Source organism: Eubacterium callanderi, from assembly GCF_900142645.1.
GTDB classification, from domain to species: Bacteria; Bacillota; Clostridia; order Eubacteriales; family Eubacteriaceae; genus Eubacterium; species Eubacterium callanderi.
On sequence record NZ_FRBP01000013.1, the window covers coordinates 106,155 to 118,450 of the forward strand.

General features: G+C 45.1%; 9 protein-coding genes. 7 read left to right on the top strand and 2 right to left on the bottom strand.

What is annotated here, in order from left to right; all coding sequences use genetic code 11:
• Positions 1-37: 37 nt before the first annotated feature.
• Together ygfK and ssnA are read right to left on the bottom strand one after the other, a co-directional pair.
• Positions 38-3,034 carry a putative selenate reductase subunit YgfK gene (gene ygfK / locus BUC22_RS17240; protein WP_013380751.1) on the bottom strand — a complete coding sequence of 999 codons (2,997 nt, stop codon included), beginning with the start codon at positions 3,032-3,034 and terminating at the stop codon, positions 38-40.
• A gap of 56 nt (positions 3,035-3,090) precedes the next feature.
• Positions 3,091-4,425, bottom strand: a complete 1,335-nt coding sequence (gene ssnA / locus BUC22_RS17245; RefSeq protein WP_013380750.1) for a putative aminohydrolase SsnA — start codon at positions 4,423-4,425, stop codon at positions 3,091-3,093.
• 382 nt (positions 4,426-4,807) lie between these two features.
• Between ssnA and BUC22_RS17250 the strand changes: the two genes are divergently transcribed.
• The 7 genes from BUC22_RS17250 (at position 4,808) to BUC22_RS17280 (ending at position 12,205) form a co-directional block, all read left to right on the top strand.
• On the top strand, positions 4,808-5,464 hold the full coding sequence (locus BUC22_RS17250) for a helix-turn-helix transcriptional regulator (protein ID WP_013380748.1): 657 nt from the start codon (positions 4,808-4,810) through the stop codon (positions 5,462-5,464).
• 58 nt (positions 5,465-5,522) lie between these two features.
• Complete coding sequence (gene dpaL / locus BUC22_RS17255) at positions 5,523-6,734, top strand: diaminopropionate ammonia-lyase (RefSeq protein WP_013380747.1); 1,212 nt, start codon at positions 5,523-5,525, stop codon at positions 6,732-6,734.
• A 22-nt stretch (positions 6,735-6,756) separates the two neighbouring features.
• Positions 6,757-8,067 (top strand): YgeY family selenium metabolism-linked hydrolase, encoded by a 1,311-nt coding sequence (locus tag BUC22_RS17260; protein ID WP_013380746.1) that lies wholly within the window; start codon positions 6,757-6,759, stop codon positions 8,065-8,067.
• A 101-nt stretch (positions 8,068-8,168) separates the two neighbouring features.
• Positions 8,169-9,368 carry a knotted carbamoyltransferase YgeW gene (ygeW, locus tag BUC22_RS17265; protein ID WP_013380745.1) on the top strand — a complete coding sequence of 400 codons (1,200 nt, stop codon included), beginning with the start codon at positions 8,169-8,171 and terminating at the stop codon, positions 9,366-9,368.
• Between the two features lie 81 nt (positions 9,369-9,449).
• Entirely contained in the window at positions 9,450-10,382 is a 933-nt protein-coding gene (gene arcC / locus BUC22_RS17270) for a carbamate kinase (protein WP_041689876.1), read from the top strand.
• 40 nt (positions 10,383-10,422) lie between these two features.
• Positions 10,423-10,800 carry a RidA family protein gene (locus tag BUC22_RS17275; protein WP_013380743.1) on the top strand — a complete coding sequence of 126 codons (378 nt, stop codon included), beginning with the start codon at positions 10,423-10,425 and terminating at the stop codon, positions 10,798-10,800.
• 79 nt (positions 10,801-10,879) lie between these two features.
• Positions 10,880-12,205 carry a uracil-xanthine permease family protein gene (locus tag BUC22_RS17280; RefSeq protein WP_013380742.1) on the top strand — a complete coding sequence of 442 codons (1,326 nt, stop codon included), beginning with the start codon at positions 10,880-10,882 and terminating at the stop codon, positions 12,203-12,205.
• Positions 12,206-12,296 lie beyond the last annotated feature (91 nt).

A 12,296-nucleotide genomic window follows, 5' to 3' on the forward strand; every position in this document is an offset into this window, starting at 1 on the left:
TAGGGACGTCTTATAAGACGTCCCTGATATAAAGTTTTTAAAGGAGATAGCTGTAATTATTGACTACCGCTTTAATAATATCATTGATACCCTGAGGCAGTGTATTGTCACCGATAGAGGCATCAATAACATTGCCTTCAAGGCGGACCTTAACACAATGGTCACCTGTGACCAGAAAACCACTGTTACTGCTGTCTTCAAAGTCGGAAAGGGTGTGATAGAGGGTAAACTTATCTTTGTAAGGTGCACTGTCATATGGACAGAAGGTCTGGCAGTTACCACATTCGTTACACATTCTGTCAACATGGACAATCTGACGCATCTTATGGTGCGGTACAAAAAGGGCCAGATTTGCACGGTTTGGACACACATCCATACAGGATTCACAGACAGTTGAGCATTCCAGACAACGGCTGCATTCTGTTGATTCACATTTTGGTTCGGCCAGAATACCCCGTTTAGCCAGAGCTCTTTCATAATTGCCGGTATTTTTAGAATAGGTGGAAGCAGGTTCGAGCGCTTCGGCTTTTACAATGGTATCGGTAACCTTGCGCGCGTCTGCAATGGCCTGTACAACGGTGGCAGCGCCTAATTGAGCGTCACCGGCTACAAATATATTGTCACGGGCTTCCAGCGTGTCTTTGTTTACTTCGACACGGTCACGGTCTGTCAGAGCGATTTTATTCTGAGCAAACCATTCTTTGTCAATTTTTGCGCCAACCGAGGCGATGACAGTATTAGCTGGAATATCCATGAATTCATCGGTGTTTTCAGGACTTCTTCTGCCAGACGAATCCGGTGCGCCGAGCACCATCTTACGGCAGGAAAGGAGGCTGCCGTCAAATTTTTCAGGGGAGAGAAGCTCATAGAATTTCACGCCGTCTTCCAATGCCATTGCAAGCTCTTCTTCGTCGGCTGGCATATAACGTTTTGTTCTGCGGTATACCAGATGGACATTTTCAACACCTGGGGCTTTTTTGGCAGCTCTGGCGGCATCCATGGCGGTATTGCCACCACCGATCACTACAACGTCCTTCCCAAGTTTCAGGCTGGAAGCATCTTTTCTGAAGCTTTGTAAAAAGTCGAGTACGTTGATTGCCTGTTCACCCTCCAGTTTATACGGGCTTGGCCCCCAGGCGCCGGTAGCGGCGATAACATATTTAAAGCCCTTGCTTTTCAGTTCTTCTACAGAGCCGATTTCTTTGTTTGTAACGACTTCTACACCGTAGGCTTCCATGAGCTTTACATCATTTTCTACGATTTCGGCATCGACACGGAACTCAGGAACTACATGGCGTACAATCCCCCCCAGACTTTCATTGCGTTCAAAGATTGTAGCAGAGATCCCATTTCTTGCCAGAAAGTAAGCGGCGGAGATACCGGCAGGGCCGCCACCGATAATGGCCACCTTGGCATCTGTACGTTTTTCAATGGGTTTGATCTCTTTGAGTAAATCGTCATAACCCAGCTCGGCAGCGTTAAGCTTCACATCACGGATACACAGAGGGGCCTCATAGAAATTACGTGTACAGTTGTCCATGCAGCGGTGGTTACAGATGGTACCGGTGATAAACGGAAGTGGATTCTTCGCAGTGATAACTTTAAGCGCTTCCAGAGGCCTGTTTTCGCCCAGAAGTTCAATATAATCCGGGATATCCTGAGAAATTGGGCAGGCTTCAGAACAGGGGGCTGTAAAACAGTCAACCAACGGTACTTTTTTGTCAAATTTTCTGGATGGCAAAGGTTTTATGGCGCCTTTTACATTATGAGGGTTGGTTCGGGCACGTTTTGCGAGCATGGATAAAGCCGAAGGCTTTAGATTTTGCACTTCCTTGAAATTATAAGAGACAAGATCCTCTGCCATTTGGTCAAGTCGGTTGTATCCACCTGGTTTTAACAGGGTGGTGGCCAGGGTGATCGGCCAGACACCTGCTTTAAAGATGTCTTTAATGTTAAAGATATCTGCACCGCCAGAGTAAGAAATACGCAGATCGCCGTCAAAGGCTTTTGCCAGGCGGTTTGCCAGTTCGATTGAACATGGGAACAGGGACCGGCCTGACATGTACATATCTTCGCTTGGCAAAACACCATCAATAACCTTTTGTGGGAAGGTATTTGTGATTTTTACCCCAAAGGCAACGCCTTTATCGGCGGCTTCTTTTTTCAGGCGGGTAAACATGGGGACAGCGTCCTTGAACTGAAGGTCATGTAAGAAGTGATAGTCGTCAAAATCCATGTAGTCATAACCCATGCTGTCCAGAATTTCACGGGCGGATTCGTAGCCTAACATGGTGGGATTACACTTGACAAAAGTATTCAAACCTTTTTCGTTAATCAGGTAGCTGGCGATTCGTTCAATTTCATCGGGTGGACAGCCGTGGAGGGTAGAAAGGGTGATGGAGCGGCTGACAACCGGAGTAATATTTCTGACATAACCAGCGTCAATGTTATCAAACTGATCTAAATGAGCCAGGGTGTAATCCATACATTCTTGCCACACGGCAGAGTTTTCAGCATTTTTCATCCCCTCGATATAATGATCGATTTTTTCAGTCTGAACACCGGCAAAATCATAGCCGACACTCATGTTAAAGATAAAGCCGTCTGGGCTTCCGAAGCCCATTTCCTTGGCTAAAAGCTTGATGGCAAACCAGGCCTTTACATATTCATCATAGGCTTCTTCCACGCGCAGCTCGGTAGACCATTCACAGTTGTAGCATTCATCGCCGGCTGTGATACAGGGCTTGGAAACAAGCGCGGCAAGGTCTTCGCCGTCTACGGGCTGTACAGTTTTTAATTCAAAGAAACGGGCACCGCCAACATAAGCGGCGATGATGTTCTGTGCCAGCTGGTTGTGCGGACCTGCAGCGGGGCCAAAGGGGGTTTCCAGCATCTCGCCAAAAATTGAGAGCGTCTGCTGGTCGTTTTTTTTGTAAAGTTTGTGAACACCAAAAATACTTTTTTCTTTTTTGTATTCACTTAAGATCCAGTTGATCATCTCGCCAAAGGGGATAGGGTACATTTTATCACTCATTTTGATACTCCTTTTTATGGTGGAACATATTTTTATTTTATAACAGGGCAGTGATGTTATCTGTGATTAATGCGATCAGCTAATTTTTTAGCGGCTTCGCGTGATTTTGCCAGAATAGCTTCTTCATCAATGTTCAGCAGCTCACGGTCTTTCATAAGAACCTTGCCGTTAATCATAGTGGTAATGACGGAGCGGCCGCACATACCAAATAGAATATGTGAATTATAATTGTCAGCGTTCATCGGGGTGGTTGGGTTGTAATCTGTTATGATGATGTCGGCAGCGGCTCCCGGGGCAAGCACACCTAATGTTTTGCCAAAAAGGCGTTTTGCGATGGCTGGGTTATTGTTAAACAGCATCTGGGGGATTTCGACCCAGGCCACATTTGGATCACAATTGAAATGTTTGTGAAGGATATTGGCGACCTTGTAGGATTCGATCATATCATTGGTGTAGCCATCTGTTCCGAGACCGATGAGAATACCGCGTTTTACAAGCTCCAGCACTGGTGGACAGCCAACAGCGTTTCCCATATTGGACTCTGGGTTATGTACGACCATGGTGTTGGTATCTTTGAGAATTGCCATTTCTTCGCCATTGACATGAATGCAATGAACAGCAATGGTGTTTTCGCCTAAAATATTTTTATCAAATAGGCGGTTGACTACACGTTTACCATATTTTTCTAAAGAGTCATAAACATCGTCCAGTCCCTCAGCGACATGTACATGATAACCGGCGTAATCCGGTTTTTCGGCATTGCAGTAATCCAGCGTTTCGTCGGTCAGGGTAAAGGCGGCGTGCAGGCCGAGCATGCCGTGGACCATGCCGGTTTTGTCTTCATGGGCGGCTTTGATAAAATCAATATTTTCTTTAACGGCGGCTTTCATTTTATCGGCACCGTCTCTGTCAGAAACCTCGTAGCAAAGGCTGGTACGTACGCCCAGCTCTTTGGCGACATCAGCAATTGTGAAGAGGCTGTCCTTAATCTCGCCATAGCTGGCGTGGTGATCGACCACAGTGGTAACACCCTGCTTGATACAGTCGATATAAGTATCGTATGCGCTGTATTTATTGTCTTCGTTTGTCAGGTTGCGGTCAATGGTCCACCATTGGCCATCTAAAATATCCATGAAATTTTGAGGATTAAAGCCTTCAATGGAAAGTCCTCTTGCAAAGGTGCTGTAAATATGGTTATGGGTGTTGATCAGCCCTGGCATGATGACACCGCCTTTGGCATCAATAAATTCAGCATCGGGATATTGTGTTTTCATTTCTTCCGTAGAAGCAACGTTTACAATTTCATTACCTTCCACCGCGACACAACCATTATCTAAATACGTGTTCTTTTCATCTCGGGTAATTAACCGACCATTTCCAATTAAAATCATTGTTTTCTCCTTGATTATTATTATTTTGAATGGATATAGAAAATGGTGTGTTTTTCTATATCACGGATGAATACTGCAAAACATTGAATATGCGAAGGTTTTTATATGAGATGCAGCAACCTTTTAATAGACTTGCAAGACAATAATACTTTATTATCCTAAAGATAATTTATCATGTTTTAAAACAAAAAGCAAGCCTTTTTTAAAAAAAATTATTAAATCTATTTTGGCAATATAATAAATTTTTATTTTTTTTAAAAACAGGGGTTGCGCTTCTTCAAAAATGGTGTTATGATAGACACATAAATCAAACAAATTGTCAGGTAACCTGATAAACTGTTTGGTTAATTGAAAAAGTCGATATGCGAAGGAATTAATTAAGATGCAAGGAGAAACACTGAATTTATTAAAAAATTTGGCCCATGGCATTGCTACCCAGTTTGGCAGCAACTGTGAAGTGGTAGTGCATGATCTTACAACTGAAAATAAAGAGAGCACGGTTGTCTATATAGAGAATGGACATGTTACCAACCGCAAGCTGGGAGACGGGCCCTCCCATGTGGTGCTGGAAGCTCTGAAAAAAAGCCCCGAAGATTTACAGGATCATCTGGATTATATGACAAAAACGGCAGATGGCAAAATTTTAAAATCGAGTACGGTTTATATCAGAGATAAAGGCAATAAGGTTATTGGTATCTTTTCGATTAATTATGACATTACAGGCTTATTGATGGTGGAGAACTCACTTCAGTCTCTTATCGGAACCCAAAAAGAAAAAGAGGAAGAAGTGGAGAACATTCCTACAAATGTTAATGACTTACTGGACGATCTGCTTGAGCAGTCTGTTCGACTGGTTGGAAAGCCGGTGGCCTTAATGAACAAAGAGGATAAGATCAAGGCGCTTAAATTTTTAAATGATGCCGGAGCTTTACTGATCACCAAAGCAAGCGAAAAGCTGACAGCTTACTTTGGGATATCCAAGTACACGCTGTACAGCTATATAGATCAGAGCAGTTCTGATCCATCAGAAAAGAAATAGGCGAAGACCATCACGGCCCTGAAAACAATTTAGTATTACACTTTAACAGGAGAGAACAATGGAAAAAATCAAATGGGTATCCAATGAGATGCCAAAAACGGACGATAAGGAATTATCGGTGATGTCCATCGAATCGGTTAAGAAGGCGAAAGCTTTTCATGAAAGCTTTCCGCAGTATTCACAGACGCCGCTTGTAAAGCTTGACAAAATGTCAGAGTATCTGGGCATCGGAAGTTTGTTTGTGAAAGATGAATCTTACCGTTTTGGTCTCAATGCCTTTAAGGTTTTAGGTGGTTCCTTTGCGATGGCGAGGTATATTGCACAAAAGCTGGGCAGAGATGTCTCTGAGCTGGACTATGATTATCTGACGTCCGATAAACTGAAAGAAGAATTTGGACAGGCCACTTTTTTTACAGCTACTGACGGTAACCATGGACGTGGCGTTGCGTGGGCGGCTAATAAACTCGGACAAAAGGCAGTCGTCTATATGCCGAAAGGCTCCAGCCCGATTCGATTGGAAAACATTTTAAAAGAGAACGCGGAGGCGTCCATTACAGATGTAAACTATGACGAATGTGTCCGTATAGCGGCGGCTGAAGCAGAAAAAACAGAAAACGGCGTGGTTGTTCAGGATACGGCATGGGATGGCTATGAAGAAATTCCCGCCTGGATCATGCAGGGCTACGGGACAATGGCGCTGGAAGCAGCTGAGCAGTTAAAAACTGCTGGCTGTGAACGTCCGACACATATTTTTATTCAGGCAGGTGTTGGATCCCTGGCCGGAGCAGTACAAGGATTTTTCGCAAACCTGTTCCCGGGAAACTGCCCTACAACGGTTGTAGTTGAAGCGGATGAAGCAGCCTGCTTATATAAATCGGCCTCTGCTGGAGACGGTAAGATCCGTTTTGTGGATGGAGATATGCAAACGATCATGGCCGGTTTGGCCTGCGGTGAGCCGAACACCATATCATGGGAAATTTTGAAAAATAACAGCTCCTTTTTCGTTTCCTGCCCGGACTGGGTGGCGGCAAAAGGTATGAGAATGCTGGCGGCGCCGGTGAAAGGGGATACGCCTGTAACCTCCGGTGAGTCCGGAGCGGTATCCATGGGCTTAATTGCAACTTTAATGGAAAGCGATGACTATAAAGATCTGAGAGAGAGCATGGGTCTGGACCATAGTTCTAAGATCATCATGTTCTCAACTGAAGGGGATACAGATCCCGAAAATTACCGCGCTATTGTCTGGAATGGCGCACACCCATCAATTTAAATTAATCAGGAGGCAAATAAAAATGGATTTTGAAGCAATCAAAAAAGCGGCACAGGGTTATGAAGAGGATATGACAAAATTCCTCCGCAATATTGTTAAAAACCCGGGTGAAAGCTGTGATGAGGAAAAGCATATTAATACCATTGCTGAAGAAATGCGTAAGCTCGGTTTTGACAAAGTGGAAATTGACCCACAGGGGAATGTCTTGGGATATATGGGAACCGGCGATACCCTGATCGGTTTTGATGCTCATATAGACACCGTTGGCGTTGGCAATATGGATAACTGGGATTTCGATCCCTATGAAGGCTTTGAATCGGATAGCGAAATCGGGGGGCGTGGAACCTCTGATCAGCTTGGGGGGATTGTGTCCGCTGTATATGGCGCTAAAATTATGAAAGACCTGGGTATGCTGAATGATAAATACAGCGTGCTGGTGACCGGTACAGTTCAGGAAGAGGATTGCGATGGTCTGTGCTGGCAGTATATCATCAATGAAGACAAGGTCCGTCCCGAATTTGTCGTTTCTACCGAGCCGACAGATGGCGGTATTTACCGTGGACAGCGTGGCCGCATGGAAATCCGGATCGACGTTGCGGGTGTCTCTTGTCACGGATCAGCTCCGGAGCGTGGCGACAACGCCATTTATAAAATGGCGGATATTCTCCAGGATGTCCGTGCCCTTAATGAAAATGATGCTGAAGAAGGTACGGAAATCAAGGGTCTGGTTAAAATGCTGGATGAAAAATACAATCCGGAGTGGAAGGAAGCCCGCTTCTTAGGCCGTGGTACTGTCACCACTTCGGAAATCTTCTTTAGCTCACCAAGCCGCTGTGCAGTAGCGGATGGCTGTTCGGTTTCTCTGGACCGCCGTATGACTGCCGGGGAAACCTGGGAAAGCTGTCTGGAAGAAATCCGCAATCTGCCAAATGTAAAAAAATACGGGAATGATGTGAAGGTTTCGATGTATGAATATGACCGTCCTTCTTACACCGGATGTGTTTATCCGATCGAATGCTATTTCCCAACATGGGTTATTCCGGAAGACCACAAGGTTACTAAAGCATTGGAAGAAGCTTACAAGGGAATGTACGGTGAAGAACGCATCGGCTCTTCTGAGACAGTGGCAGAACGGAAAGCCCGTCCGCTGACAGATAAATGGACTTTCTCAACGAATGGTGTGTCCATCATGGGACGTAACGGTATTCCGGTAATTGGTTTTGGCCCTGGAGCAGAAGCGCAGGCTCATGCACCAAACGAAAAAACCTGGAAACAGGATCTTGTGACCTGTGCCGCTGTTTACGCTGCTTTACCGACTGTTTACACCAAATAAAAAACTTCGGCTGTGGATAAAGGATAATTTGCGACGTTGTTACTTTTATCCTGAGTTTTAAACTATAAGCATTAATTTATAAAAATCAAGGAGATTAAAAAATGGATAAAACTTTACAAACCTATATCGATAAACTGAATGCGTTGAATTTTAAAGAAATGTACGAAAATGACTTTTTCCTGACCTGGGAAAAAACACCGGAAGAGCTGGAAGCTGTGTTCACCGTGGCTGACGCTTTAAGATATATGCGTGAAAATAATATTTCTACTAAAATTTTTGAGAGTGGTCTGGGAATTTCCCTGTTCCGTGATAATTCAACCCGTACCCGTTTCAGCTTTGCCTCTGCCTGCAACCTCTTAGGTCTGGAAGTACAGGATTTAGATGAAGGTAAGTCTCAGGTAGCCCACGGAGAGACTGTGCGTGAAACTGCCAATATGATCTCCTTTATGGCAGATGTTATCGGTATTCGGGATGATATGTACATTGGCAAAGGGAACGCCTATATGCATGAAGTGGTCGATGCTGTGACTGAGGGCCACAAAGACGGTATTCTGGAACAGAAACCAACCTTAGTCAACCTGCAGTGCGACATTGACCATCCAACACAGGCAATGGCCGACGCCCTCCATCTAATCCATTATTTTGGCGGTATTGAAAACCTTAAGGGTAAAAAAGTCGCGATGACCTGGGCCTACTCCCCATCCTATGGAAAACCGTTATCTGTACCGCAGGGGATTGTCGGTCTGATGACCCGTCTGGGCATGGACGTTACTCTGGCACATCCGGAAGGATATGAAATTATGTCTGACGTAGAAGAAGTGGCTAAAAAGAATGCAGCTGAAAGCGGTGGATCTTTTACAAAGACCAACAGCATGGCAGAAGCTTTTAAAGACGCTGACGTTGTTTATCCCAAGAGCTGGGCACCCTTCTCCGCAATGGAAGAACGGACCATCTTATACGGCAACGGTGACCAGGAAGGCATCGATCGCTTAGAAAAAGAACTGCTCGCTCAGAATGCAAATCATAAAGACTGGGAATGCACCGAAGAGTTGATGAAAACAACCAAAGACGGCAAAGCGCTTTATATGCACTGCCTCCCAGCTGACATTACTGGCGTTAGCTGTGAAGAAGGCGAAGTTGAAGCCTCTGTATTCGACCGCTATCGTACAGAATTATATAAAGAAGCAAGCTACAAGCCGTATATTATTGCCGCTATGATCTTCCTGGCAAAGGAAAAAGATCCTCAGGCAACCTTAAAGGCTCTGGAAGAAAGAGGTATTGACCGCTTCTTTACCAAATAAAAGCGAGCCGAAAAATAAATTTGAGGATGGCCGGGCCCTTTGCTCAGCCATCCATCCATTTTTCATTTAAAGGAGAAAACCATGAGCAAGAAAATTGTGATCGCCCTGGGTGGAAACGCTTTAGGCAACAATTTACCAGAACAAATGGCGGCGGTTAAAAATACAGCCAAAGCCATCGCGGATTTAATAGAGGAAGGAAATGAAGTCGTTATTTCTCACGGAAACGGGCCGCAGGTCGGTATGATCAATCTGGCCATGGGTGAGCTGGCAAAGGCAGACCCTGGAAATCCGGTGGCGCCTTTATCTGTTTGTGTGGCGATGAGCCAGGGATATATTGGCTATGATCTTCAGAATGCGTTGAGGGAGGAGCTCCTTGACCGGGGAATTCACAAACCGGTTTCAAGCATTATTACCCAGATGCGCGTCGATCCTGACGATGAAGCCTTCAGCCATCCAACAAAACCCATTGGACGTTTCATGACAAAAGAAGAAGCGGACGAAATGGTTCGCGAAAGAAATTATGATGTTGTGGAGGATGCGGGCCGGGGCTATCGGCGTGTTGTCGCCTCCCCCAAACCCGTTGAGATAATTGAAATTGAAACCGTTAAAACTCTGGCAGAGGCTGGGCAGGTCGTTGTGGCAGCCGGGGGCGGCGGAATCCCTGTTTACGCTCAGGGAAATCATTTAAAAGGTGCTGCCGCTGTAGTGGACAAGGATTTTGGAAGCTGTCTGCTGGCAAAGGAAATCGGCGCAGACTGTCTGATTATTTTAACAGCTGTCGAAAAGGTTGCCATTAATTTCGGCAAGCCGAATGAAGAATGGCTGTCTGAAATCAGTGTTGAAGAAGCTCAAAAATACGCTGATGAGGGACAGTTTGCTCCTGGCTCCATGCTGCCGAAGGTTCAGGCGGCAATGGAATTTGCAAAATCGGATTCAGACCGTTTTGCGTTGATCACTCTGCTTGAAAAAGCAAAGGACGGTATCCAGGGAAAAACAGGAACGATTATCAAATAAATAAGTTAAATTTTCAACAAATAACAAGAAGGAGAATATTATGAGTAAAACAGTTATAAACGCAGCAAAAGCACCAGCCGCTGTCGGACCTTATTCACACGCCAATGCCGCAGGAGACACTATTTATATTTCAGGCCAGCTGGGTCTGGACCCGGAAACCGGTGTTCTGGCAGAAGGTGTGGAGGCTCAGGCTAAAACAGGTTTTGAAAATTTAAAAACCATTTTAACCGAAGTTGGTGTTTCTTTTGAAAACGTTGTGAAAACAACAGTCTTTTTAACAGACATGAATGACTTTGCCGCGGTTAATGATATTTACGCGCAGTATTTTACAGGCGAGTATCCGGCGCGTTCCTGCGTTCAGGTTGCAGCACTGCCAAAAGGGGCTTCTTTTGAGATTGAAGCCATTGCAGCAAAATAACGATGCGTTAACACACCGTGCACAAAGTGTTCTTGGAGGGCTGCCCTTAACGGTCCTCTAAGGTCATGAGGAGAAAATCATGAATAACGATAAAGATAATGTCATTTATCAACTTAAGGGAATGCCGAAAATTAAAGAAGCGATCCCGTTGGCACTGCAGCATGTTGCAGCGATGATTGTTGGCTGTGTCACTCCAGCCATTATTGTGGCCGGTACGGGCGGCTTATCGCCGGCTGATACACGGATTCTTATTCAGGCGGCGCTTATCATCTCCGGTATCGCCACGCTTATTCAGCTGTTTCCACCCTTCAGGAAGGTGGGCTCTGGTCTTCCAGTTATTATGGGGGTCAGCTTTGCCTATCTTCCAACCATGATTGGTATTGTCAGCGATTATAATATTGCGACTATATTGGGCTCGCAGGTTATTGGCGGCGTTGTGGGGATACTGATTGGTATTTTCATTAAAAAGCTCCGCAAGCTTTTCCCACCGGTAGTTACCGGTACTGTGGTTTTTACCATTGGTCTGTCATTATACCCTACCGCCATTAAATATATGGCAGGGGGAGCAGGAAGTGAAAATTTTGGCTCTCCAATGAACTGGATTATCGCCATGATCACACTGGTACTGGTTATTTTCTTTAATAACTTTACCAAAGGCTTTGCCCGCCTGGCATCCATTCTTTTGTCGATGATCATCGGTTATGTCATCGCCCTGTTCTGTGGAATGATTGATTTCACGACTGTACAGGAGGCCAGCTGGTTTATGCTGCCGGCGGTAGGGCATTTTGGATATGAATTTCATTTGCCTGCGATTATATCCATGTCAATTTTGTTTGTTGTCAACTCGGTGGAATCCATCGGCCAGTTTTCCGCACTCAGTGTGGGTGCCATGGACCGTGAACCTACGACAGACGAGTTGTCAAGAGGACTGATGGGCAATGGTGTCTCCAGCATTATCGGTTCAATTTTCGGTGGGCTTCCAACGTCTACCTTTGGCCAAAATGTCGGTATTGTTGTGACGAACCGGGTTATTAACCGTGTAGTCATCGGATTTGCAGCGGGCTTTATTGTCCTGGCTGGCCTTTTCCCCAAATTTTCAGCTTTAATGATGACCATCCCGTACTGTGTACTGGGAGGCGCGACAATTTCAGTTTTTGCGACCATTACCATGACCGGGGTTAAGCTTTTTATGCAGAGCGAACTGACTCAGAGAAATGCTACCATTGTAGGCCTGTCAGTTGCACTTGGCATTGGCATTTCCCAGGTGCCTGGCGCAATGGAGCAGCTTCCAGCCTGGATCGACAGTCTTTTCGGAGAGTCGGCCGTTGTGGTTTCGACCCTGTCTGCAATCCTTTTAAACTTAATTTTGCCAAAGAATACGCCCTTTGAAAGTGAAGATCTTTAAAAAAATCGACACAATAATAAATTATTATTGAACTTTTCTCCAAAATCTGCGATAATAGGGATATAACATTTTTAAACAATGATTATAAGCG